We start from the raw sequence: 22,770 nt of genomic DNA on the forward strand, positions 1-22,770 counted from the left end.
GCGTCGTTTGCCGTCCGAAAGGATGCGCTGCGCTGTAGTGCCGTTCGACGCTGCACTCGAGGGGGCACATGGCAAAGGCTGACACGGTCAACAAACGAGCGGCGCTCAAAACACGGAGGCCGCCGGTCGGGGCTTCGCCGGGCACGCTGATCGCCGACCCGGCGGCGCGCCGCTCCGAGCTCAGGCTGACGTTGATCTCGCCCGAAAAGTTCAAGACCATCGACAATGCCAGCATCGACGACGTCAACACCCATTGCCACAATTGGCCGGTTATCTGGCTCGATTGCACAGGCCTCGCCAACATCCAGCTGATCGAGGAGATCGGCCGGATCTTCAACCTGCATCCGCTGGCGCTGGAAGATGTCGTCAACACCGGCCAGCGGCCGAAGGTGGATTTCTTCGAGGACCATGCCTTTGTCGTCGTCAGGATGATCGACGATGTCACCGCGCATCGCTACGAACAGATCGCCGTCTTCTTCGGCAGGAACTTCGTCGTCACCTTCCAGGAGCGCGAAGGCGACCCGTTCGATCCCGTGCGCAAGCGGATCGCAAGCTCGGTGCCCAACCGCTTGCGCTCGCGCGGCGCCGACTATCTCGCCTATGCTTTGATCGACGCCATCGTCGACAGCTATTTCCCGCCGATCGAGGCTGCCGGCGAATTGGTCGACAGCATTGAGGACCAAATGCTGAACCAGGCGCACAAGCATCAGATGCGGCAGCTTCACGAATTGCGGCGCGATGCCAATGTGCTGAAGGGCGTGCTTTGGCCGATGCGCGACGCGCTGGCGACCATGATCCGCAACGACGTCTCTTATGTGAAGGCCGAAACCAAGATATTTCTGAACGACACGCTCGATCATTCGCTGCGATTGATCGAACTGGTCGAAACCCAGCGCGACATGCTGACCGGCCTGATCGAGATGCACTTGTCGCTCAGCCAGGCGCGCACCAACGACGTCATCAGCTATCTGACGATCGTCTCGGTGATCTTCATGCCGCTTACCTTTCTCGTCGGCGTATGGGGCATGAATTTCGACCCCGACACCTCGCCCTGGAACATGCCGGAGCTGAAGGCCTATTACGGCTATCCGCTGTCGCTCGCCTTCATGGCGCTTGTGGCGGTCGGGCTCTTTGCGTACTTCAAATGGAAGAAATGGCTCTGACTAGGCGGAAGTGCCCGTTTACGCAGCAAAAGCCGGCTTGTGAATTAGGCTGGCCTTTTTGTCGGAATTGCACTATATGCGCCGCAGCCTCGCGCTTTGACGCGTTGCTTGCACCGGCCCCTGCTGGACGACATCCCGGCTGAGGGCGTCCCGTTTCCTCAAACAGACAAGGAAAAACACGATGTCGATTACTGCCGAACGCAAGAAGGAATTGATGGGCGAATTCGCAACCGCCAAGGGCGATACCGGGTCTCCGGAAGTCCAGGTGGCCATCCTTTCCGAGCGCATCAAGAACCTGACCGATCATTTCAAGGACCACAAGAAGGATAACCATTCCCGCCGTGGTCTGCTCGCTCTCGTTTCCCAGCGCCGCAGCCTGCTTGATTATCTCAAGCGCAAGGACGACGCGCGCTATCAGACGCTGATCGAGAAGCTCGGTCTGCGCCGTTGACGAATTGACCGGCGGGTTCTTTCGAGAGCCCGCCGGTCGCGCATTGGAGCATCGGATCATCCGAGGCTCCAATGAAGAAAGCAGAGCGCCGCGCACCGGTTTGGACGCGCAAAGGACGCTCTGAAGTTTAGATTTGCGCAGGATACTTTCCGAAAACCTGGTTTTCGGGTTCACGCGCAAGGCCAGTCGGATCGATTGGCCAACCCGGTTTCGAAACAGCAGAGGGCTACTCGAAACCGCCCATGGACGGTCATGGGGCAGGATTGCAGGACGCTCGTGCGGCACCGCGCCGAATAAGCCGAGCCTCCCGTTGTCTTGCCCGTGGCTGCCCGAGAAAGGAAGCCAAGGGAAAGGGGCATCCGCGCACGCTGAAACGGCGCGGCCCTTTCCGCATACGAAGGACAAGACATGTTCAATTACCACAAAGTCGAAATCGAATGGGGCGGCCGTCCGCTCATTCTCGAAACCGGCAAGATCGCGCGTCAGGCTGATGGCGCGGTGCTGGCCACCTACGGCGAAACCAAGGTTCTCGCCACCGTAGTCTCAATGAAAGAGCCGAAACCCGGCCTCGATTTCTTCCCGCTGACGGTCAACTACCAGGAGAAGACTTACGCCGCCGGCAAGATCCCGGGTGGCTATTTCAAGCGTGAAGGCCGTCCGAGCGAGAAGGAAACGCTGGTTTCCCGCCTGATCGACCGCCCGATCCGGCCGCTCTTCGCCGAAGGCTACAAGAACGACACCCAGATCGTCGTCACCGTCGTCCAGCACGATCTCGAAAATGACCCGGACATCCTGTCGATCGTCGCCACCTCCGCCGCCCTGACCTTGTCCGGCGTGCCGTTCATGGGTCCGGTTGGCGGCGCCCGCGTCGGCTACATCAACGGCGAATACGTGCTCAACCCGCATGTCGACGAGATGCAGGAATCGAAGCTCGACCTGGTCGTCGCCGGCACCGCCGACGCCGTGCTGATGGTCGAGTCCGAAGCCAAGGAACTCGGCGAGGACCTTATGCTCGGCGCCGTCATGTTCGGCCACAGGGGCTTCCAGCCGGTGATCGACGCGATCATCAAGCTGGCTGAAGTCGCGGCAAAGGACCCGCGCGACTTCAACGCGCCGGACTATTCCGCACTTGAAGCCGAGATGCTCAAGATCGTCGAAGGCGAGCTTCGCGACGCCTACAAGATCACCGACAAGCAGAAGCGCTATGCCGCCGTCGACGCCGTCAAGGCGAAGGTCAAGGCCGCGTTCGCGCCGGCAGAAGGCGAAGAGGCCAAATACACGTCCGAACAGATCGGCACCGTGTTCAAGGAGCTCCAGGCCAAGGTCGTGCGCTGGAACATCCTCGACACCGGCTCGCGCATCGACGGCCGCGACCTGAAGACGGTCCGCAAGATCGTCTCGGAAGTCGGCGTCCTGCCGCGCACGCACGGCTCGGCGCTGTTCACTCGCGGCGAGACCCAGGCGCTGGTCGTCGCCACGCTCGGCACCGGCGAGGACGAGCAGTATGTCGATTCGTTGACCGGCATGTACAAGGAGAAGTTTCTCCTGCACTACAACTTCCCTCCCTATTCGGTCGGTGAAACCGGCCGCATGGGTTCGCCGGGCCGCCGCGAAATCGGCCATGGCAAGCTCGCCTGGCGCGCCATCCGGCCGATGCTGCCGACCGCCGACCAGTTCCCCTATACGTTGCGCGTCGTTTCGGAGATCACCGAGTCCAACGGCTCGTCGTCGATGGCTACCGTCTGCGGCACCTCGCTGGCTCTGATGGACGCGGGCGTGCCGCTTGCCAAGCCGGTCGCCGGCATTGCGATGGGCCTGATCAAGGAAGGCGAGCGCTTCGCCGTGCTCTCCGACATCCTTGGCGACGAGGACCACCTCGGCGACATGGACTTCAAGGTTGCCGGCACCGCCTACGGCATCACCTCGCTGCAGATGGACATCAAGATCGAGGGCATCACCGAGGAGATCATGAAGATCGCCCTCGACCAGGCCAAGGATGGCCGTCAGTACATTCTCGGCGAAATGGCCCACGCTCTGTCCGGCGCACGTGCCGAGCTCGGCGAGTTCGCGCCGCGCATCGAGGTCATGCACATCCCGACCGACAAGATCCGCGACGTGATCGGCTCGGGCGGCAAGGTCATCCGCGAGATCGTCGAAAAGACCGGCGCCAAGATCAACATCGAGGACGACGGCACCGTCAAGATCGCCTCGGCCAATGCCAAGGAGATCGAGGCGGCGAAGAAGTGGATACACACCATCGTCGCCGAGCCGGAAGTCGGTGAAATCTACGAAGGCACGGTCGTCAAGACCGCCGACTTCGGCGCTTTCGTCAATTTCTTCGGTCCGCGTGACGGCCTCGTCCACATCTCGCAACTCGCCAATGACCGCGTCGCCAAGACCTCCGATGTGGTCAAGGAAGGCGACAAGGTCTGGGTCAAGCTGATGGGTTTCGACGAGCGCGGCAAGGTCCGCCTGTCGATGAAGGTCGTCGACCAGGCCACCGGCAAGGAAATCGTGCGCGACAAGAAGAGCGAAGGCGAAGAAAACGCCGCCTAAGCTGATCTAACTATGCAATCGAAGCGGGCGCGCCGGAAGGTCGCGCCCGTTTGCGTTTCAACAACAGCCTTGCAGTTCAAGAGTGGTGAATGTCCGCCGAGCCGCTGAAAACGCTTTTCCATCCGTTCGAGGCCGGTGCTGTCTCCCTGCCACGAAAGGTTCAACGCATACTCTTTCTCGGTGCCGAGCCCGGCTTTCGCTTGCCGGAAAGTTTTGATGCCAAGCTTCATCTTGTCCAAGGCTTCAGGCCGCACTTTCGCGCCTTGCAGGCGTCCGGCTTCGCGGTCACGCCGCAGGTCGAAGGCGAGGCTTTCGACGCGGCATTTGTGCTCGCTGGCCGCCATCGCGGCCAAAACGAGTTGCGCGTTGCCGAAGCGGTCGAACGCGCAGCACCAGGCGGGTTGATCGTCGTCGCCGGCAGCAAGGACGATGGAATCGCCAGCCTGCGCAAGCATGTCGGCGCCCTTGTGCCGCTCGAAGGCCACCTGCCGAAGCATCACGGCATTGCCTTCTGGTTTCGCCGGCCGGCCGATACCGTTGCCGCGGCAACGCTTCGCGCCGCCAATCCGGACTTGGTGGTCGAGGACCGCTTCCGCACGGCCCCAGGCATGTTTTCCTTCGACAAGATCGATGCCGGATCGAAGCTGCTAGTCGAAAATCTGCCCAACGATCTGCGTGGCAGCGTTGCGGACTTCTGTGCCGGTTGGGGCTATGTCGCCGCCGAAGTCGCCGCCCGCTCACCCGGCATATCGGCGCTTGACCTTTACGAAGCGGATTTCGAGGCGCTGGAGGCGGCCAAGGCCAATGTCGGCAACACAGGCGTGGAGCCACGTTTCTTCTGGATAGATCTGTTGAGCGAACCGGTCGAGCGCCGCTACGACGTGGTCGTCATGAACCCGCCCTTTCACCGCAGCCGGGCGACTGAGCCGGAAATCGGTGCCGGCATGATCCGCGCGGCAGGCAAGGCGCTGAAGCCCGGCGGCCGGCTGTTCATGGTGGCAAACCGCCAGCTTCCCTACGAACCGGTGCTGGCGGCCGCCTTCTCCAGCCATGCGGAGCTCGCCCGCGACGGCATGTTCAAGGTCTTATCGGCGCGACGCTGAAATCCTGCGGGGCAAGCCGGCGATACGTCGCTCGCGCTATTCCCGCCCGCCGTCGGTCTGCTTCAATTCGTCAAGCGTCGGCATGGAAACGATGTGATAGCCGGAATCGACATAATGGATTTCGCCGGTGACGCCGGAGGACAGGTCGGACAGCAAATAGAGCGCGGAGCCGCCGACTTCATCGATCGTCACTGTACGGCGTAGCGGCGAGTTGCGCTGCTGGTAGGAGAACATGTGGCGTGCGTCGGAAATCCCGGCGCCCGCAAGCGTCCGTACCGGTCCCGCCGATATGCCGTTCACCCTGATGCCGCGCGGGCCGTAGTCGTTGGCGAGATAGCGGACGCTGGCCTCCAGCCCCGCCTTGGCGACACCCATAACGTTGTAGTTCGGCATGACACGGACCGAACCGGCATAGGTCAGCGTGACCATCGAACCGCTATCCTTCATCAATGTGGCGGCGTGACGGGCGATCTCGGTGAAGGAGTAGCAGGAGATCACCATGGTGCGGATGAAGTTGTCGCGGCTCGTGTCGGCGTAGAGGCCTTTCAGCTCGTTCTTGTCGGAAAAGCCGATGGCATGGACGACGAAATCCAGCCCGCCCCACGCCTTCCCCAAAGTCTCGAAAGTCGCGGCGACCGACACGCTGTCCTCGACGTCGCAAGGCACCACCAGGGATGCGCCCAATTTCTCGGCGAGCGGCTTGACCCGGCGCCCGAAGGCCTCGCCCTGATAGGTGAAGGCGAGGTCCGCGCCATGTTCGGACAGTTTGCGGGCGATACCCCAGGCGATCGAATGATCGTTGGCAACACCCATGACAAGCCCGCGCTTGCCCTTCATCAATCCGTCCATGGTCGGCAAATCCTTATGCGGAATAGCGCTGGAAAATCAGCGTTGCGTTGGTGCCACCGAAACCGAACGAATTGGACAAAACGGTGTCGATCCTTGCATCGTCGATGCGCTTGCGCACGATCGGCATGCCCTCGAATTCCGGATCGAGGTTCTCAATGTGGGCGCTCTCGCCGATGAAGCCGCCTTGCATCATCAGGATCGAGTAGATCGATTCCTGCACGCCGGCGGCGCCCAGAGAATGGCCGGTTAACGATTTGGTCGACGTGATGAAAGGCATCTTCTCGCCGAACACCTCGCGGATGGCGCCCATTTCCTTGGAGTCGCCGACCGGCGTCGAGGTGCCGTGCGTATTGATGTAGTCGACCGGCGAGGACACCGTTGCGAGCGCCTGCTTCATGCAGCGCGCCGCGCCTTCGCCCGACGGCGCCACCATGTCGTAGCCGTCCGATGTCGCGCCATAGCCGACGATCTCGGCATAGATCTTGGCGCCGCGTGCCTTGGCATGCTCGAGCTCTTCAAGAATCAGCACGCCGGCGCCGCCGGCAATGACGAAACCGTCGCGATCGACGTCGTAGGCGCGTGAGGCGACCGACGCCCTGTCGTTGAACTTGGACGACATGGCGCCCATGGCATCGAAGAGATCCGACATCGTCCAGTCGAGATCCTCATGGCCGCCGGCGAAGACGATGTCCTGCTTGCCCCACTGAATCAGCTCGTAGCCATTGCCGATGCAATGCGCAGACGTCGAGCAGGCCGATGAGATCGAATAGTTGACGCCGTGGATCTTGAACCAGGTGGCAAGCGTCGCCGACGCGGTCGACGACATCGCTTTTGGCACCGCGAACGGCCCGATCCGCTTGGGGCTGCCGTTTTTGATCGTGGTCTCGGCCGCCTCGACGATTGCACGGGTCGACGGTCCGCCGGAGCCCATCACGATACCGGTGCGCTCATTGGTGATGTCGGCCTCGTCGAGGCCGGCGTCTGCGATCGCCTGGTCCATTGCGACATGGTTCCAGGCAGCACCCTGCGACAGGAAGCGCATGGCGCGACGGTCGATCATGCCCGATGGGTCCAGCGTCGGCGCACCCCACACCCGGCAACGGAAGCCATGCTCGGCGAAAGAGTCGGAGAAGCTGATGCCGGATCTGGCATCGTGCAGCGAGGTCTGCACCTCGTTGGCATTGTTGCCTATCGACGACACGATGCCGAGACCTGTGACTACGACCCGTCTCATTCGCAACTCCTTCCAGCGGACCCCGAACCTGAAATCAATTTCCGGAATGGAACCATGCGCAAAATTAAAGTGCTACAGCGTTCATCAGACGTCCAAGACGTCGTACTGCAGGGTCTTCGTTCAGACGGCGGCCGATTGCTTGGACAGACCGACCTTCAGATCCGTTGCCGCGTATATGGGCTCGCCATCTGCCTTCAGCCAGCCATCGGCGATGCCAAGCACAAGCCGACCGCGCATCACGCGCTTGAAGTCGACGCCATACTCCACCTTCTTGACCGAAGGCGTGACCATGCCTTTGAACCTCACCTCACCGGTCGACAGCGCCATCCCCTTGCCGGGTTCACCGAGCCATCCGAGATAGAACCCCGTCAACTGCCACATGGCGTCCAGGCCCAGGCATCCCGGCATGATCGGATTACCGATGAAATGGCAGGCGAAAAACCACAAATCCGGCTTGATGTCGAATTCCGCGCGGATGAAACCCTTGTCGAACGCACCGCCGGTCTCGCTGATCTCGGTGATGCGGTCGAACATCAGCATCGGCGGATAGGGCAACTGCGCATTTCCCGGTCCGAACAGCTCGCCGCGGGCGCAGGCAAGCAATTCCTCGTAACCGTAGCTGGATTTCGGATCCGCCATCAATCTCGTCCCCGTGATCGTCCCGCGCGAAAGGAGCCCTTGTCGGTGGTTTCCTAACACAATCTGTTTCAGGCCGGAAACCGGCGTTTGCGCTTAACCTGCCCGTCTGCCCGGGTCAATGCGCGCTATTGATCGCATTCGGTCGACAGAATATATCTCAGGACACGTCCAGTTTCGGCAGATGCTCAATTTCTGCCATTTTGGACCTGTCTGAGGCGGAACTGTGAGCGCGACGGATAGATGGATCTGGGTTGCCGGAAGGATAATGTCGCTGTGGACAAGCGGGTTCGTGAGGCCGGTCTGAGGCCGACACGCCAGCGCATCGCGCTGGCCGATCTGCTTTTCGCCAAGGGCGACCGCCATCTTTCGGCCGAGGAACTGCACGAGGAGGCGCTTGCCGCCGGCGTGCCGGTGTCTCTGGCCACCGTCTACAATGCTCTGCACCAGTTTACCCAGGCCGGTCTTCTGCGCATCCTTGCCGTCGAGGGATCGAAGACTTATTTCGACACCAACACCTCCGATCACCATCATTTCTATATCGAGGGCGAAAACAGGATCTTCGATATCGACAGCGGCCCGGTGACGGTTTCCAACCTGCCGGAGCCGCCGGAGGGCATGGAGATCGCCAATGTCGATATCGTGGTGAGACTGCGTCCGAAACGCTGCGACTGACCGGCATCTTATGAAATTCCTGGATTTGACGCTCCGGCTCGAATGGGTCGCCGTCGCGGTGGCGGCTCTTGTCTTCTATGCAATCGCCGGTGTTTCCTGGTGGCTGTTTGCCGTGCTCATTCTGGCGCCCGACCTGTCGATGCTGGGTTACATCGCCGGGCCGCGCGTCGGGGCCGTCGCCTACAACGCCTTGCACACACTGATCTTGCCCGTTCTGCTGGCGCTTCTCGGCAGCGTCTTTGACAATGCAATGGCGATAGCTGTCGCGCTGATCTGGATCGCCCACATCGCCATCGACCGCGCTCTGGGCTACGGTTTGAAGCTGTCAAGCAGTTTCCAGGATACCCATCTCGGCCGCATCGGCCGCTAAACCATCCCCGAACCGAAGATCAGCGAAACAAATGCCGGATCCGGTGCTTCCAGCGCTGGCCCGACCTGCGGTTCGGAAAAGTCAGTTCTTGACCTTTTCGCCGGGATAGGCACCCCAGACCAGCGACTGCGCGAGCCAGCCGGTATGGCCGTCGAAGGTCATTTCGCACCACTGGCCATCGCAGGACTTGATCGTGCCCATCACCCCCGGTTCGAGGATCGCGATGACGCCTGCGTCTTTTGCCGGGTCGTCAAGGAGGTTGACGCGAGCGTCCTTGCCGCGCTGCCAGGGGGCGACGATCGCCGTGCGACGGCCCGAAAGCAGCGACTGATTGATCCAGCCTTCCGAGCCGTCGGCATCACGCACACGGCGCCACGTATCGAACTCCTGGATGATCTCCATCGGCAGGCCTGGCTTCATATACATCCAGTCGACGGAATAATTGACGCCCGGCCCAACGCGCGAGTTGACGCGGCCGGATTTCAGGCTGACGAAGCGCGGCAGCGGCAAGCCGCTTGGTCCGAGCGTGATGCTCTGGGCGGGTGCGGCGGCACTTTGCGCCATCACCAGTGGGCTATGGATGAGAGCGCCGAGGAATGCTGCACTGAGGGTCAGGCGGAGCGACGCGAAACCAGACACTTTCGTTCCTTTCGGCACCGGCCCATCGGCCTTCGCCCCTTTTTCTTTGTCTTCGGCGGAACCGCTTGTTACATGAATGACCGGTACCGCGATCGGCTCTCAGTTTCGCCGTTCTTGGTTAAAGAGGTCTCAACGAGATCGGGTTCGAGGAAAACAATGGCAGGCAAAAAGAAGCCCCTCGTCGTCATCACGCGCAAATTGCCCGACCCGGTCGAGACCCGCATGCGCGAGTTGTTCGACGCCCGCTTGAATGTGGAGGACAGGCCGATGACGCAGCCGGAACTGGTGGCTGCGGTCAAGGAGGCCGATGTGCTGGTGCCGACCGTCACCGATAATATCGACGCGGCGCTGATTGCCCAGGCCGGCGACAACCTCAAGCTGATCGCCAATTTCGGCAATGGGGTAGACAAGATCGACGTTGCGGCAGCGGCCAAGAAAGGCATCACCGTGACCAACACGCCGAACGTGCTGACCGAAGATACGGCCGACATGACCATGGCGCTGATGCTGGCCGTACCGCGGCGGCTGGCCGAAGGCGCCAACGTGCTGACCGGCGATAAGAAATGGGCGGGCTGGTCGCCGACCTGGATGCTCGGCCGGCGCATTTGGGGCAAACGGCTCGGCATTGTCGGCATGGGTCGCATCGGCACCGCCGTCGCCAGGCGTGCCAAGGCGTTTGGCCTCTCGATCCACTACCACAACCGCCACCGCGTACTGCCGGCAATCGAGGACGAGTTGGAAGCCACGTATTGGGAAAGCCTTGACCAGATGCTCGCCCGCATGGACATTATCTCGGTCAATTGTCCATCGACACCGGCAACCTTCCACCTGCTTTCGGCGCGGCGGCTGGCGCTTCTGCAACCGTCAGCTTACATAGTCAACACCGCGCGCGGCGATATCATCGATGAGGAATCGCTGGTCAAGCTCATCCATGACGGCAAGATCGCCGGCGCCGGCCTCGACGTCTACGAGCACGAGCCGGCGCTGAACAGCAAGCTGCTGAAACTCGCCCACAAAGGCAAGGTCGTGCTGTTGCCGCATATGGGCTCGGCGACGCTCGAAGGCCGTATCGACATGGGCGAGAAGGTAATCATCAACATCCGCGCCTTCTTCGACGGTCATCGCCCGCCCGACCGCGTGCTGCCGCTGCGGGCGTGACCGGCCATCGTGGCAGCGAATTCTGGTCGCGGCAGCTGCCTGCTCGCTTTTGGATAGCGTTTGCTTACAAAAGCACCTTGCGCATGGTGATTGAGGTCGGCCGGTCGTAACCTTTGTGTGCTGTCCGTTCGGTTTCGCGAAAGCCGAGGCGGGCGAAGGCAGCGTGGTTTCCAGTCAGTTCGACCCGGGTCTGGAGCTCGATGGCGGTCCTGTTGCGGCTGCGGGCAAGATCTTCGACGGCCTGCATCAGCTGTTTTCCAATGCCTTGTCCCTGAAGCGTCGGCTCGACCGCGAGCTTTCCAATATAGAGGTCGTCTGCGCGCTTCAGGACGAAGACGCAACCGACGATCTCGTTTCCCTTCAGTGCCAGGAATGCTGTCTCCTCCAGCGCTCTAGCCCTGAGATTTTCAACGGTGAGCCGATGCGCCGAGGACGGCGGGTCAATAACCTCGTCCATAAAGGCGAAGGCGCGCATGACCAGCGCCAGCACCTCGTCCCAACGGTCGAAATCGGCCGCAAGCTGCACGATGGAAACGTCGGCAGGCAGGCTCATGGGCTGGTTCGCTTGTAGCGGATCGTGTCGAAGCGTGCCGCCAGCGCATCGTAGAGCAGCAGTCGTCCGACCAGCGGCTCGCCAATCCCGGTGATCAGCTTGATCGCTTCCATGGCTTGCAGCGTGCCGATGACCCCGGTCAGCGCCCCGACAATGCCGGCCACCGCGCAGGATGGCACAAGTCCCGGCGGCGGCGCCTCGGGAAAGAGATCGCGGTAGCTTGGGTTCAACTTGCCGTCCGGGCCGGTTTCGAATGGCTTCAGTACGGTGACCGAGCCGTCGAAGCGGCCAACGGCGGCATGCACGAGCGGCCGGCTTTCCGCGGCGCAGGCGTCGGCCACCGCGTAGCGTGTCTCGAAATTGTCGGAGCCGTCAACGACGATGTCATAACGGGCAATGAGGGTAGGGGCGTTGTCGACGGTCAGCCTGAAATTGTGCTCTTCCACGACGACGTTTGGATTGATGCGGATGATCGCCGCTCTGGCACTGTCGGTTTTTGCCATGCCGACCATGTCCGTGCCGTGGATCACTTGTCGTTGCAGGTTGGAAAGCGAAACGATGTCGTCGTCGACGATACCGAGAGTGCCAATCCCTGCGGCGGCGAGATATTCGAGCACAGGCGCTCCCAATCCGCCGGCGCCAATGACGAGCACCCGCGCCCGCTTCAGCCGCTGCTGGCCGGCGCCGCCGATCTCGGGCAGCACGATGTGGCGGGCGTAGCGTTCGAGCTCTTCATCGGTGAGGGCGGCTGTGATCATCGCCGGACCATATAGCGGAGGAAAAAGCTTGTCAGGTATCAATGCATGCCGCTCAGAAGTGCGCCATGAACCAAGTTCAAATGGTCGGCCTGACCGTGCCGTGATCGACGGTCAGGAATTGCGCGCGTCCCTTGAGGCTGTCAAACAACGCGGCATCGGTCCCGGTCATGAAGGCCTGGCAGTTTAGTTCCTCCAGGATCGAGAACAAGGCCGCCCGTCGACCGCCGTCGAGATGGGCGGCGATCTCGTCGAGCAGCAGGATCGGTGTCATGCCCGACATCTCACCGGTTAGCCGCGCATGCGACAAGACAATGCCGACCAGCAGCGCCTTCTGCTCGCCGGTCGAACAGAGCTCGGCCGGCATCGCCTTGGGCCGGTGGCGCACCACGAGGTCGGAACGGTGCGGGCCGTCGAGCGTGCGTCCGGCGGTGCGGTCGCGGTCGCGCCCCTGGACAAGCGCACGACGGAACCGTTCCTCTACGTCGACGGCCGGCAAAATACCGAGTTCGCCTTCCAGTTCGCCAGAGATGCCGATGTCGGCTTGCGGAAACGGTCCGTCGCCGGGCAGCCGGTCGATCATGGCGGCGAGCAGGCGCACCAGTTCGGCACGCGCCGCGGCAATCGCCACGCCGGTCTCGGCCATTTGCATCTCGATCGCATCGAACCAGGCACCGTCGCGTGAACCGTCGGCGAGCAGTCTGTTGCGGCCGCGCATTGCCTTTTCGTAGTCAAGCGCGCGCTGGCCGTGGCCAGGATCGATCGCCAGCACCAGCCGGTCTAGGAAGCGCCGGCGGTCGGCAGCCGGCCCGGGGAACAGGCCGTCCATGGCCGGTGTCAGCCAGACCACGCGCAGCCATTCCAGCATGTCTTCGGCTGAGCGTGCCGTCGCGCCGTTGATCCGCACCCGCCGGCCGGCTTCGCCGTCGCTGCCCGATATTCCGGTACCGATCTCGACCTGGCCTTCCGGCCCGTCAAGCCGGGCATGCAGCGCAAAGCCACCGTCGCCGCCTTCGCGCGCCACCTCGGAATAGGGTGCGCGGCGCAGGCCGCGGCCCGGCGTGAGCAGCGAGATCGCTTCAAGCAGATTGGTCTTGCCGGCGCCATTGTCGCCGGAGAAAACGACAGCGCCGGGATCAAGGTCGATTGCCAACGCCGCATAGTTGCGGAAATTCGTAAGTATGAGCTTACTTATGTACGTCTGCTGCGGTTTTGCAGATCTGGTCACGACAGCAAGATGGCCCCGTTCGGGCCCTACACCCGCATCGGCATCAGCACGTAGAGCGCGGTCTCGTCGGCCATATCGTGGATCAGTGTCGGGGAACCGGCATCCGCCAGCATGAACTTCGCCTCCGTGCCGGTCAGTTGCGCGGCAACGTCGAGCAGGTATTTGGCGTTGAAGCCGATTTCAATCGGATCGGACGAATAGTCGGCCGCCAGTTCCTCGGTGGCACTGCCCGAATCCGGGTTGTTGACCGCAAGCGTGACCTGCCCTTCGGCGATCGAAAGCTTCACCGCCCGGCCGCGTTCGGACGAAATGGTCGAAACGCGATCGACGGCAGCGGCGAAACTCTGGCGATCGATAATCAGCTTCTTGTCGTTGCCGGTCGGAATGACGCGCTGGTAGTCCGGGAAAGTGCCGTCGATCAGCTTGGAGGTCAAGATAACGCTGCCGATGGTGAAACGGATCTTGGTGTCGGACAACTCGGTGGTGACTGCAACATCGGGATCGTCGACCAGCTTTTGCAGCTCGCTGACCGTCTTTCGCGGGATTATGACGCCAGGCATGCCCTCAGAGCCTGCCGGCGCATCGATCTCGGCGCGCGCCAGCCGGTGGCCGTCGGTCGCGACAGAGCGCAGCTTCAGCTTGCCGCCGGCCTCGTGCGTGTGCAGATAAATGCCGTTCAGATAATAGCGCGTCTCCTCGGTGGAAATGGCGAACTGGGTCTTTTCGATGAGGCCCTTTAGTCCGAAGGAATCGAGCCGGAAAATATGCGAGAACGACCCGGCTGAAAGCTCGGGAAAGTCGGACTGCGGCAGGCATTGCAGGCGGAAGCTCGAGCGCCCCGACGTCACCGTCATGGCGTTGCCGTCTTCGTCGGTCTTCAGCGCCACCTCCGCGCCGTCGGCAAGCTTGCGCACGATGTCGTAGAGCAGATGTGCCGGGACCGTCGTCGCCCCGCCACGTTCGACCTTTGCCGGCGTTGCTTCGGTCACCTCCAGGTCGAGGTCGGTCGCCTTCATTTCAAGGCTGGCCCCCTCGGCGCTGAGCAGCACGTTCGACAGGATCGGAATGGTATTGCGCCGCTCGACCACGCGGTGAACATGGTTGAGCGACTTCAGGAGATTTGACCGTTCCAGGATAACACGCATGACAAAACAGGCTCGCTTGAATGAATGAACGGGTCTCCGGCAAGCGGCGCCCCGCGAAAGGTCTGAACAGGCTCAGAATCTGCGTAAACTGACAGGAAAAACCCGGCAAACGCAAGCCCGCGCCACCGGTTCGGACCGGCTGCACGGGCTTTCTGGGGATAAAAAGGCCGGAGTCCGCGAGCCGGCGTTTTTCGGGCCGTCAGGCCTGGTCGTTGATCAGCCTTCTCAGCAATTCGAGTTCCTGCGCCAGTGTGTTGTCGGCACCGGAAAGATCCTCGATCTTGCGCACCGCATGCAGCACGGTCGTATGGTCACGACCGCCGAACCGCCGCCCGATCTCCGGCAGCGAGCGCGGCGTCATCACCTTCGACAGATACATGGCGACCTGCCGTGGCTTGACGATGGTGCGTGTGCGCCGGTTGGACAGAAGTTCGGTCTTCGACACGTTGTAGTGGCGCGCGACGATGCGCTGGATGTCCTCGATACGCACCCGCTTGGGTTCGCCCGAACGATAGATGTGGCCAAGGATCTCGTCGATGCGGTCGATGGTGATCTGCGGTTCGAAGGATTGACGAAACAAAAGCTGGTTGAAGGCACCTTCGAGCTCGCGTCCGCTGCCGGTCACCGTGCGGGCGACGTGGTTGAGGATCTCTTCGGAAATATCGAGCGACGCATCGTCGAGCTTGGCGGTGGCAAGCCTGAGCTTGAGCATACCGATACGCATGGCGAAATCCGGGGCTGACATTTCCAGCGCGACGCCGCCGTTGAGGCGCGAGCGGACGCGTGGCTCCAGCGACTCCAATTCCGACGGCGGCCGGTCGGCAGCGACCACCACTTGCTTGGCGCTGTCGAGCAGCATGTTGATTAAATGGCAGAATTCGTGCTGGATCGACTTGCCCTGCAGGAACTGCATGTCGTCGATGATGAGGAGGTCGATGTCGCGCAGCTGTTCTTTCAGCGTCAGTGCGTTGTTGTCGCGGATCGCGGTGGCGAACCGCCACATGAAATACTCAGCCGTCAGATAGACGACCCGCGATTTCGGATTCTGCTTCAGCGATTCTGCGGCGATCGCCTGCAACAGGTGCGTTTTGCCCAGCCCGACCGTCGCGTGAAGAAAGAGCGGATTGAAACGCACCGCGCTCGACTGCGATTCCGCGACCGCCTTGGCGGCGGCAAAAGCCACTCGGTTCGATGGTCCTTCGATGAAGGAGGTGAAAGTATAGCGTGGATCGAGTGGCGAACCGAGAACATTGTGCCGGAACTCGGTTTCTGCCGGCATCCCCGGGCGGGGTACCGGGACCCGTTCGACCCTGCTGGGGCTCGCCGTGCCCGCAGAGAGCGCGGTTTGCGTCTGCCTGGTCATCTTGCGCGCCGGGGCCACTTCTGGCTCGACGCTGTTGCGGCCCTGCCGTGTGGCGGTGCGAACCACGATCTCGATCTTGAGGATTTCCGGATCCTCGTGCTTCCACAACTCGGTGATGAGATCGAGATAGTGGCCGTTGATCCATGAACGCAGGAATGCGGTTGGCACTGAGATGCGGACAATGCCCTTAGAGGATTCAGCGACCTTCATGCGCCCGAACCAGCTCGAATAGACCTCGGTTCCCAGACGCGCCTTCAACTGGGCCTTGACCCGATCGAACTTCTGTTCAGCTTCATTGGAAGCCGCCATGTCGTTCCTTCCGATTAACGTTCCAGGAAATGGGAGGTCGCCTGTAAGCTCCCTTTCGATGCCGCCGCTCTGCATGATCGAGTTCCTTGTCTCTTGTACCTGTTTTCCGCCGGGGATGCGCCTCCTGCATCCATGTTTCCGGCGACCGTGTCTTCGCTGCGACACCATCGCCGCCGCCGGGCTGATGAATCGCCTCGTTGTCGGTCCGGCGCCGAAGAGCCGATCCGCTTTGGTCATGTCAGGGCAACAAAATGCCGTCCGGCGAAAAACCGCCGGCGCACCGTCGACCTGCCATGTACAATTACGCCAGTCCCCTACCGTATCGAAAAGACAAACCAACCCCGTCCGCGGAGTTGAATCCGCGCTGTAAACTCTGCCAATTTGAGCTGGCCGGTTTCAGGCTGGTCAAGGGCCAAGGGCCCGTCCCTTCGATGGACAGACATTACCGAAATCGCTGTGGATAGGGCAAGGCCACCCCTAACGGATTTTTAAGGAATCTGACTAGCAAGGGACGTTTCGAACGCCATGCCGCAACAGTTGATTTTGACAAAGCCATTGTGATTCAAACCCTTTTCCGGCGAATGTGAAAAAGGCCACACAACGCGAAATTTTCTGAAATAATTCACTTGACAGCCAATTGCCGCCTATCGGCCACAGCCGATGTGAACAAGCTGTGGATCACCATCGGTAAGCCTCTGAAAAAAAACAGTAATCTGTGACGCTCGGAAATTTTCGCATTGGCGGTTTCGAAGGCTGCGAATATCAGCGGGTATGTATACGCCGGCAAAGCATTTCGAACTTTGAAATGCATGCGGAGCGCCATTTTGCGGGCTTTCTTTTAAGTACTTGCCGGCAAACGAAAAAAACCCGGCGCGATTGGCCGGGTTTGAAGAAGCGCAGTTCAGGAAAAGATATATTAGGCCGACAGCACCTTGACCCGTTGGGCCAGCCGCGACACCTTGCGCGATGCCGTGTTCTTGTGCACCACGCCCTTGGTCGCGGCGCGCATCAATTCCGGCTCGGCCACCTTGAAGGCAGCCTGTGCGGCCGCCTTGTCGCCGGCCGCGAGCGCCTCTTCGACCTGGCGGATGTAGGTCCGGACGCGGGAGCGGCGGTTCTTGTTGATCGCTGCGCGACGGGCGATCTTGCGCGTTGCCTTTTTGGCCGAGGAGGTATTGGCCATGGTGCCTCTCTTCTGATCTGGTGGGCGCTTGCGGGATACCGCAGGGCGCAAAAAACAAACGGGCAGCCACAGGGCCGCCTCGGTTGGTGCGGCTTATAGTTCAGCTTTTCCGGCGCGTCAACGCTGCAGCGCTTTCTTTTTGACCGGCGCCTTCGTCATCTCATCGGTTCGTGAAATTCGGCTTCCGCTTGCCGCTGAAGGCCGCCATGCCTTCCTTCTGGTCATCCAGCGCAAACAGCGAATGAAATAGCCGGCGCTCGAACCGCAGACCCTCGGTGAGCGTCGTCTCATAGGCGCGGTTGACGGCCTCCTTTGCCATCATCACCGACGGCAAGGAAAAACCAGCGATCTTGGACGCTGCCTTAAGCGCTTCCTCGATCAACTCGCCGGCTGGCACCACGCGCGAGACAAGGCCGGAACGCTCGGCCTCGGATGCGTCCATCATTCGACCCGTCAGGCACATATCCATCGCCTTCGACTTGCCGACAAAGCGGGTCAGGCGCTGCGATCCGCCCATGCCGGGCATGACGCCCAGCGTGATCTCGGGTTGGCCAAACTTGGCGGTGTCGGCGGCGATGATGAAGTCGCACATCATCGCCAGTTCGCAGCCGCCCCCCAGCGCATAGCCCGCCACTGCCGCGATGATCGGCTTTCGTGCCCGCGTAAATTCCTCCCAGCCGACGAAGAAATCCTGCAGATAGGCATCCACATAGGAGATGGACTGCATTTCCTTGATATCGGCACCTGCCGCGAAAGCCTTTTCCGAACCAGTGATGACCATGGCGCCGATGTCGGCATTGGCGCCCATGCTATTCACCGACGCGACCAGTTCCGCCAGCACTTGTGAATTCAGCGCGTTGAGCGCCTGCGGCCGGTTCAGCGTAATCAGCCCGACCTTGCCGCGGGTTTCGACGATGATGGTTTCATAGCCCATGCTTTGCTCCTCCTCGGTTCTGGTTCAAGCCTGACAGGCCCGGCAGTGGAAGGTCGAACGACCGCTTTGCACGATACGCTCGATGTGGCCGCCACAACCAGGCTTGGAGCAGCCTTCCCCCTCGCGATCGTAAACCGCGAAGGAATGCTGGAAGTAGCCCAGTGATCCATCGGTCTGCATATGATCGCGCAACGACGAGCCGCCGGCGGCGATCGCATCGGCGACGACCGAGCGGATTGCTTCGGCCAGGCGTTCGCTTTGCTCTTTGGCTTTCTTGCCGGCTCTCGCGAGGGTGCCCGCTTCGCGCAGCGGCGACAGGCCGGCCCGCCAAAGCGCTTCCGAGACGTAGATATTGCCTAGCCCGGCAATCAGCCTCTGGTCCAGAAGTGCCGCTTTCAGCGGTGACTTGCGACCTTTCAGCAACGAAGCGAGCAGCGCGCCGTCCAGTGCGTTGCCTGTAGGCTCGACGCCTAATCCCGCCAGCATCGGATGCATGTCGGGCTCGCCTTCCGAAAACAGCATGAACCCGAAGCGGCGCGGGTCGTTGAAGATCACGCGAGAGCGGACGCCGGAAGGGGATGCGATGTCGAAGACGACGTGATCGTGAGCAGTGTTTTTCGAGCGTTCGTGGTGGAACGCGCCGGGCGTTGCGCTCTCGTCGGCCGTTTCGATGCGAAACGAACCCGACATGCCGAGATGGCAGATCAGAACCGGGCCGTTGTCCATGTGCATTGTCAGATATTTGGCACGGCGGCCGAGCGCCGCAATCGTCTTGCCGGTCAGCCGCTCCGAAAATCTCTCGGGGAACGGAAACCGCAAATCCGGCCGGCGTGCCTCGACACCGACAATGCGGGCACCTTCAAGGGCCGGCTGCAGACCGCGCCTGACTGTCTCTACCTCCGGCAGCTCAGGCATGGCCACCTATCGTGGCATGGAAGGAGGTGCCGTGACGGCCGCGCGCCAGCCCGAGATGTTCGGCCACGGTTTCGCCGATGTCGGCAAATGTTGTCCTCAGTCCGATGTCTGCGCCTTTGAAACCCGGCCGTGTCCCGATAATCGGAATACGCTCGCGCGTGTGGTCGGTGCCGCGCCACGTCGGATCATTGCCGTGATCGGCGGTCAAGATGAGCAGATCGCCTGGCCTCAGCCGTGCGAATGCCTCGGGCAGGCGCCGGTCGAAAGCTTCGAGTGCGGCGGCATATCCCGCAACGTCGCGCCGATGCCCGAACTCGGTGTCGAAGTCGACAAAGTTTGCGAAGACGAGGTCGCCGTCGCGGGCGTCTTCCATGGCACCAAGCGTTTTGTCGAACATCGCCATGTTGCCGGCAGCCTTGCGGACTTCCGAGATCCCCCGATGGGCGAAAATGTCGCCGATCTTGCCGATCGCGATAACCCGGCTGCCGCGCGCCGTCAGCCGGTCGAGCAGCGTCGGTTCCGGTGGCGGTACGGCATAGTCGCGACGATTATGCGTTCGCTCGAACGTGGCGGCGGTTTCACCGATAAACGGCCGCGCGATGACGCGGCCGATATTCAGCGGATCGACGAGCCTGCGCACCAGTTTGCAGAACTCGTAAAGCCGTTCCAGGCCGAAATGAACCTCATGCGCGGCGATCTGCAGGACGGAGTCGATCGAAGTGTAGCAGATCGGCTTGCCGGTGCGGATATGGTCTTCGCCGAACCGTTCGATAATCTCGGTGCCCGGAGCATGGCAATTGCCGAGGATGCCAGGCACCTTCCCTTCACGCACCATTGCTTCGGTCAACTCGGCCGGAAAGGCAGGAATCTTGTCTGGGAAGTAACCCCAGTCGAAACGGACCGGCAGGCCGGCTATTTCCCAATGGCCCGATGGCGTATCCTTGCCGCTCGAAACCTCTTGGGCCGCGCCGTGAAAGGCGGCGGCAAGCGGTGCACTGCCGGCATTCTCAAACCTGAAACCCGTTGCCGTTGCCGCGGCCTGGCCGAGACCGAGCGCGAGCATGTTTGGTACAAGAAGGGGTCCGGCACGCAGGCCTTCGCGGTCGGCGCGGCCTTCTGCGCAGGCCCGCGCGATGTGTGCGAACGTATTGGAGCCGGTGTCGCCATAACGTTCGGCATCGGCCGCGCCGCCGATGCCGAAGGAGTCGAGGACAAAAAGGAAGGCGCGTGCCATCGAAAGGTTCATCATTGCCTGTGTGTTGGCTCAGACATAGGGTTCCGCGCCGCCATTGGCAATTCGGAAACCCAAACAGCACGGCTTGGCGTGCTGGTCCCGGAGAGACGAATCGCGGCATGGTCGATCTGCGGATGGAAATGCGCGGCGCGGAGCTCGCATGAGGCTTGCCCTGACAGCATTCGCCACCGTACTGGCTTTGCTGCTGGATGCGTCTTGCACAAACCTGGCGCGAGCCGATTGGCGCGATGTTATCAGAACGTTCCGTATCGGTATCGTCGCCGAACCGTTGCCGGTCGAGGGACTATGTGCTGGCTGCAGCCATCGTGCGTCTAGTCTCGGCCCGCGGTCGCAAGCAATAGCAACAGACCGGTTAGCGGGCTTCAGGCGTCAGCAATCGCTGCACGGAATGGTCGGGCTCCTGCGCGGCCGCAGATAATAAGTTTCCGCCATCGATATCGAATTGAAGACCGAGCTCAACCCGAACCGGCTTTGGCCGTCCGCCGACCAGGTAATGATTGGCTTGTAGGCGAGATCGCTTTCGACCCGGATGAGGAACGTGCCTTTGATCTTGAGCGCGCTAGGGACCGTTGTGGTGGAATCCTTGACCGCGTCGACGCTAGAGACGCCATCGACCAGTTTGCGCGACCACACGACCAGGACTTTCGGCGTCGTCTCGTTCGTCACCTGTATCGCCGTGATAATGATCTTCGGTTTCGAGCGGTTGTAGGGCTGGAGCGTGGAACTGCCGATCGCCATGATGGCATCGACATCGGCCGCCTTGACGGTCTGCTGCTGCGTGACGAGGTCCGCTACCATGCTGCCGATGCGGCTGACCTTCTTGCTGGTCTCGATGGCTTGCGAGGCCTCCATTGTCATAAAGTACATGATCAACAGGATAGGCACGATGAGGGCAAACTCGACAGCCGCAATACCGCGGCGGTCCGAGCAAAGTCGGACTGCTCTTGTACAAATCCCTGCGATGCCCAGCTGTGCCCCCGCACGAATCATGGCTTTGCCCTTTTCAAGCGACTACGTGGTTCAGTTGTCGAACGGCTCGTTCTGCCAAGTGATCGAAGCAAAATGCAGCGTTTTGCCGTCCTTCAGGTTGGCCATCGATTTGGCCATGAAGTCGGTCATCACCGGCCATTTGTAAAAAACACGCAGCATGTTTCTCGACTCCGCCAGGCCAGGTGCGACGGTGAAGGTCTGTGTGCTCGTGCCTTTGGTCAGCACGACGTCGCCATCCTGGACCTTGAAACCGGCCAGCGCCGCATCGGCGAAGGTCGGATATTCGCGCAAGTCCACCAGCAATCCGGGACAGGTCTTGGCGACCATGATCTCCAATTTGGTGCAGATCATATCCCGCAGCTTGGTGCCGGACACATCGGTCGGTCTTAATTGGCCGGTACGCAGCTGGCGCGCGATGTCGTCGGTTGCGTTTGCCATCACTTCCTGTGCGGCAAAAGAAATGCAGCTCTCCAGGATGGCGAAGACAAGAAGCGCGAAAGGAATTGCAAGCATGGCGAATTCGATCGCCGTGCTTCCGCGGCGGTCGCCCAAAAACCGTCTTGGAGAACCTGCTCGTCCTGCCTTGCTCATGTCCGCTGCCCGCCGATGCCGCTTCTGTATCGGTCCACCCTTAGTCGGAACCGATTGAAGTCCGGTTGGAATGACCGTTAAATTCAACGGGAAGGCCTTAACCCGGCGATAACCGAAGCACGTTCCCGCCAAAGACGGAGACGTCGGCTAGCTAATGCACGGCGCTCATTTCGGCTTCAGAGGCCTTCTCGGCATCGCTCTTATACGAGCTTTCGCAATATGGCGCACAGGACATGGTCTGTACTTCGGAACGCCGATAGATGCGCACCGACGACGCTGCCTGGCGCACGACGGTTATTTGCTCATCGACGATCGGATTGCCCTGCTGGTCGAGGACGACGAGATTGGTGACGCCAAATCCCTTGCCGGTCAGTACGATCGTCGATGCGTCCTGCACGGAGGCGTCGGCGATCGCCGGATTGCCGACGACAATCGTATCGGCGGCGCGCGACAATTTGATGATCTTTGCCTGGTTCATCGTCACCTCGATGCCGGCGCCGGCCTTGGCTGGAAAGGCGAAAGCCGCTGCGGCAAAAAGCACGGCAACTGGAAATGATGATCTCGGCCCGGCCATTGAGGCGCCCCCTGGCAAACTGTTCAACGGAACATGAACGAGATTGGTGAACCAACCGTTAAGCGGCTGGAATTCAGAATCAAGCCGGAACCGGCATTGGGTCTAGCCGGCACGGCTGAAACGTCTTTGCCGAATTGCGCC

The 22,770-nt window shown here is 61.3% G+C and carries 23 protein-coding genes and 1 pseudogene; 8 read left to right on the top strand and 16 right to left on the bottom strand.

Annotated elements, in window-relative coordinates:
• Positions 1–68: 68 nt before the first annotated feature.
• The 4 genes from corA (at position 69) to NKH60_RS04000 (ending at position 5,273) form a co-directional block, all read left to right on the top strand.
• Positions 69–1,163, top strand: a complete 1,095-nt coding sequence (gene corA, locus NKH60_RS03985; protein ID WP_352613885.1) for a magnesium/cobalt transporter CorA — start codon at positions 69–71, stop codon at positions 1,161–1,163.
• Positions 1,164–1,302: 139 nt separating this feature from the next.
• Entirely contained in the window at positions 1,303–1,614 is a 312-nt protein-coding gene (rpsO, locus tag NKH60_RS03990) for a 30S ribosomal protein S15 (protein WP_280940423.1), read from the top strand.
• Between the two features lie 408 nt (positions 1,615–2,022).
• Positions 2,023–4,170, top strand: a complete 2,148-nt coding sequence (gene pnp, locus NKH60_RS03995; RefSeq protein WP_023676908.1) for a polyribonucleotide nucleotidyltransferase — start codon at positions 2,023–2,025, stop codon at positions 4,168–4,170.
• Positions 4,171–4,259: 89 nt separating this feature from the next.
• Positions 4,260–5,273: a class I SAM-dependent methyltransferase gene (locus NKH60_RS04000; RefSeq protein ID WP_352613886.1), complete on the top strand. Its 1,014-nt coding sequence runs from the start codon at positions 4,260–4,262 to the stop codon at positions 5,271–5,273.
• A 36-nt stretch (positions 5,274–5,309) separates the two neighbouring features.
• Here NKH60_RS04000 and fabI read toward each other — a convergent pair whose 3' ends face one another.
• The 3 genes from fabI to fabA all read right to left on the bottom strand — a co-directional run bounded on the left by fabI (position 5,310) and on the right by fabA (position 7,995).
• Complete coding sequence (gene fabI / locus NKH60_RS04005) at positions 5,310–6,122, bottom strand: enoyl-ACP reductase FabI (RefSeq protein ID WP_352613887.1); 813 nt, start codon at positions 6,120–6,122, stop codon at positions 5,310–5,312.
• A 13-nt stretch (positions 6,123–6,135) separates the two neighbouring features.
• Entirely contained in the window at positions 6,136–7,356 is a 1,221-nt protein-coding gene (gene fabB, locus NKH60_RS04010) for a beta-ketoacyl-ACP synthase I (RefSeq protein WP_023676911.1), read from the bottom strand.
• A gap of 120 nt (positions 7,357–7,476) precedes the next feature.
• Entirely contained in the window at positions 7,477–7,995 is a 519-nt protein-coding gene (gene fabA, locus NKH60_RS04015; protein WP_352470073.1) for a 3-hydroxyacyl-[acyl-carrier-protein] dehydratase FabA, read from the bottom strand.
• A 240-nt stretch (positions 7,996–8,235) separates the two neighbouring features.
• Here fabA and irrA point away from each other — a divergent pair, with 240 nt between their 5' ends.
• Positions 8,236–8,667, top strand: coding sequence for an iron response transcriptional regulator IrrA (gene irrA, locus NKH60_RS04020; RefSeq protein ID WP_023676913.1), 432 nt, complete (start codon positions 8,236–8,238; stop codon positions 8,665–8,667).
• A gap of 10 nt (positions 8,668–8,677) precedes the next feature.
• Positions 8,678–9,037, top strand: coding sequence for a DUF4260 domain-containing protein (locus tag NKH60_RS04025; protein ID WP_352613888.1), 360 nt, complete (start codon positions 8,678–8,680; stop codon positions 9,035–9,037).
• Between the two features lie 81 nt (positions 9,038–9,118).
• Here NKH60_RS04025 and NKH60_RS04030 read toward each other — a convergent pair whose 3' ends face one another.
• Complete coding sequence (locus NKH60_RS04030; protein WP_352541270.1) at positions 9,119–9,676, bottom strand: SH3 domain-containing protein; 558 nt, start codon at positions 9,674–9,676, stop codon at positions 9,119–9,121.
• A gap of 156 nt (positions 9,677–9,832) precedes the next feature.
• Between NKH60_RS04030 and NKH60_RS04035 the strand changes: the two genes are divergently transcribed.
• A complete protein-coding gene (locus NKH60_RS04035; RefSeq protein WP_352470076.1) occupies positions 9,833–10,834 on the top strand; it encodes a 2-hydroxyacid dehydrogenase in 1,002 nt (333 codons plus the stop codon).
• Positions 10,835–10,898: 64 nt separating this feature from the next.
• Here the strand turns inward: NKH60_RS04035 and NKH60_RS04040 are convergent, their stop codons facing one another.
• The 9 genes from NKH60_RS04040 to NKH60_RS04080 form a co-directional block, all read right to left on the bottom strand.
• Complete coding sequence (locus NKH60_RS04040; RefSeq protein ID WP_352613890.1) at positions 10,899–11,387, bottom strand: GNAT family N-acetyltransferase; 489 nt, start codon at positions 11,385–11,387, stop codon at positions 10,899–10,901.
• Positions 11,384–12,145: a molybdopterin-synthase adenylyltransferase MoeB gene (locus NKH60_RS04045; protein WP_352470078.1), complete on the bottom strand. Its 762-nt coding sequence runs from the start codon at positions 12,143–12,145 to the stop codon at positions 11,384–11,386. Before NKH60_RS04045 ends, NKH60_RS04040 begins: the two co-directional genes overlap by 4 nt.
• A 76-nt stretch (positions 12,146–12,221) precedes the next feature.
• Complete coding sequence (gene recF, locus NKH60_RS04050) at positions 12,222–13,370, bottom strand: DNA replication/repair protein RecF (RefSeq protein WP_352613891.1); 1,149 nt, start codon at positions 13,368–13,370, stop codon at positions 12,222–12,224.
• Positions 13,371–13,396: 26 nt separating this feature from the next.
• Positions 13,397–14,515, bottom strand: coding sequence for a DNA polymerase III subunit beta (gene dnaN / locus NKH60_RS04055; protein ID WP_352613892.1), 1,119 nt, complete (start codon positions 14,513–14,515; stop codon positions 13,397–13,399).
• A gap of 199 nt (positions 14,516–14,714) precedes the next feature.
• The gene (dnaA, locus tag NKH60_RS04060; protein ID WP_031211816.1) at positions 14,715–16,262 is read right to left on the bottom strand and encodes a chromosomal replication initiator protein DnaA; all 1,548 of its coding nucleotides are present in this window, start codon (positions 16,260–16,262) and stop codon (positions 14,715–14,717) included.
• An 841-nt stretch (positions 16,263–17,103) separates the two neighbouring features.
• On the bottom strand, positions 17,104–17,370 hold the full coding sequence (rpsT, locus tag NKH60_RS04065; protein ID WP_023676922.1) for a 30S ribosomal protein S20: 267 nt from the start codon (positions 17,368–17,370) through the stop codon (positions 17,104–17,106).
• A gap of 160 nt (positions 17,371–17,530) precedes the next feature.
• Positions 17,531–18,304 carry an enoyl-CoA hydratase gene (locus NKH60_RS04070; protein ID WP_352613893.1) on the bottom strand — a complete coding sequence of 258 codons (774 nt, stop codon included), beginning with the start codon at positions 18,302–18,304 and terminating at the stop codon, positions 17,531–17,533.
• A gap of 24 nt (positions 18,305–18,328) precedes the next feature.
• The gene (gene mutM / locus NKH60_RS04075; protein WP_352613894.1) at positions 18,329–19,219 is read right to left on the bottom strand and encodes a bifunctional DNA-formamidopyrimidine glycosylase/DNA-(apurinic or apyrimidinic site) lyase; all 891 of its coding nucleotides are present in this window, start codon (positions 19,217–19,219) and stop codon (positions 18,329–18,331) included.
• A complete protein-coding gene (locus tag NKH60_RS04080; RefSeq protein WP_352613895.1) occupies positions 19,212–20,453 on the bottom strand; it encodes a phosphopentomutase in 1,242 nt (413 codons plus the stop codon). The genes mutM and NKH60_RS04080 overlap by 8 nt, the downstream gene beginning before the upstream one ends.
• A 160-nt stretch (positions 20,454–20,613) precedes the next feature.
• Here NKH60_RS04080 and NKH60_RS35105 point away from each other — a divergent pair.
• Positions 20,614–20,742, top strand: a pseudogene (locus tag NKH60_RS35105) (phosphate/phosphite/phosphonate ABC transporter substrate-binding protein); the annotation flags it as partial.
• A gap of 101 nt (positions 20,743–20,843) precedes the next feature.
• On the opposite strand, the gene NKH60_RS04085 reads toward NKH60_RS35105, so the two are convergent.
• The 3 genes from NKH60_RS04085 to NKH60_RS04095 all read right to left on the bottom strand — a co-directional run bounded on the left by NKH60_RS04085 (position 20,844) and on the right by NKH60_RS04095 (position 22,629).
• Positions 20,844–21,464 (bottom strand): TadE/TadG family type IV pilus assembly protein, encoded by a 621-nt coding sequence (locus NKH60_RS04085; RefSeq protein ID WP_352470083.1) that lies wholly within the window; start codon positions 21,462–21,464, stop codon positions 20,844–20,846.
• 30 nt (positions 21,465–21,494) lie between these two features.
• Complete coding sequence (locus NKH60_RS04090; protein WP_352613896.1) at positions 21,495–22,055, bottom strand: TadE/TadG family type IV pilus assembly protein; 561 nt, start codon at positions 22,053–22,055, stop codon at positions 21,495–21,497.
• 151 nt (positions 22,056–22,206) lie between these two features.
• Positions 22,207–22,629 (bottom strand): pilus assembly protein N-terminal domain-containing protein, encoded by a 423-nt coding sequence (locus tag NKH60_RS04095; protein WP_352613897.1) that lies wholly within the window; start codon positions 22,627–22,629, stop codon positions 22,207–22,209.
• Positions 22,630–22,770: the final 141 nt, after the last annotated feature.

Source organism: Mesorhizobium sp. M1006 (assembly GCF_040318825.1).
GTDB lineage: Bacteria > Pseudomonadota > Alphaproteobacteria > Rhizobiales > Rhizobiaceae > Mesorhizobium.

Coding starts and splice junctions, on each gene's coding strand:
- corA (WP_352613885.1), top strand. CDS start 69: ATGGCAAAGGCTGACACGGTCAACAAACGAGCGGCGCTCAAAACACGG.
- pnp (WP_023676908.1), top strand. CDS start 2,023: ATGTTCAATTACCACAAAGTCGAAATCGAATGGGGCGGCCGTCCGCTC.
- NKH60_RS04000 (WP_352613886.1), top strand. CDS start 4,260: ATGTCCGCCGAGCCGCTGAAAACGCTTTTCCATCCGTTCGAGGCCGGT.
- fabI (WP_352613887.1), bottom strand. CDS start 6,122: ATGGACGGATTGATGAAGGGCAAGCGCGGGCTTGTCATGGGTGTTGCC.
- fabB (WP_023676911.1), bottom strand. CDS start 7,356: ATGAGACGGGTCGTAGTCACAGGTCTCGGCATCGTGTCGTCGATAGGC.
- fabA (WP_352470073.1), bottom strand. CDS start 7,995: ATGGCGGATCCGAAATCCAGCTACGGTTACGAGGAATTGCTTGCCTGC.
- irrA (WP_023676913.1), top strand. CDS start 8,236: ATGGATCTGGGTTGCCGGAAGGATAATGTCGCTGTGGACAAGCGGGTT.
- NKH60_RS04025 (WP_352613888.1), top strand. CDS start 8,678: ATGAAATTCCTGGATTTGACGCTCCGGCTCGAATGGGTCGCCGTCGCG.
- NKH60_RS04035 (WP_352470076.1), top strand. CDS start 9,833: ATGGCAGGCAAAAAGAAGCCCCTCGTCGTCATCACGCGCAAATTGCCC.
- NKH60_RS04040 (WP_352613890.1), bottom strand. CDS start 11,387: ATGAGCCTGCCTGCCGACGTTTCCATCGTGCAGCTTGCGGCCGATTTC.
- NKH60_RS04045 (WP_352470078.1), bottom strand. CDS start 12,145: ATGATCACAGCCGCCCTCACCGATGAAGAGCTCGAACGCTACGCCCGC.
- dnaN (WP_352613892.1), bottom strand. CDS start 14,515: ATGCGTGTTATCCTGGAACGGTCAAATCTCCTGAAGTCGCTCAACCAT.
- dnaA (WP_031211816.1), bottom strand. CDS start 16,262: ATGCAGAGCGGCGGCATCGAAAGGGAGCTTACAGGCGACCTCCCATTT.
- rpsT (WP_023676922.1), bottom strand. CDS start 17,370: ATGGCCAATACCTCCTCGGCCAAAAAGGCAACGCGCAAGATCGCCCGT.
- NKH60_RS04070 (WP_352613893.1), bottom strand. CDS start 18,304: ATGGGCTATGAAACCATCATCGTCGAAACCCGCGGCAAGGTCGGGCTG.
- mutM (WP_352613894.1), bottom strand. CDS start 19,219: ATGCCTGAGCTGCCGGAGGTAGAGACAGTCAGGCGCGGTCTGCAGCCG.
- NKH60_RS04080 (WP_352613895.1), bottom strand. CDS start 20,453: ATGGCACGCGCCTTCCTTTTTGTCCTCGACTCCTTCGGCATCGGCGGC.
- NKH60_RS04085 (WP_352470083.1), bottom strand. CDS start 21,464: ATGATTCGTGCGGGGGCACAGCTGGGCATCGCAGGGATTTGTACAAGA.
- NKH60_RS04090 (WP_352613896.1), bottom strand. CDS start 22,055: ATGAGCAAGGCAGGACGAGCAGGTTCTCCAAGACGGTTTTTGGGCGAC.
- NKH60_RS04095 (WP_352613897.1), bottom strand. CDS start 22,629: ATGGCCGGGCCGAGATCATCATTTCCAGTTGCCGTGCTTTTTGCCGCA.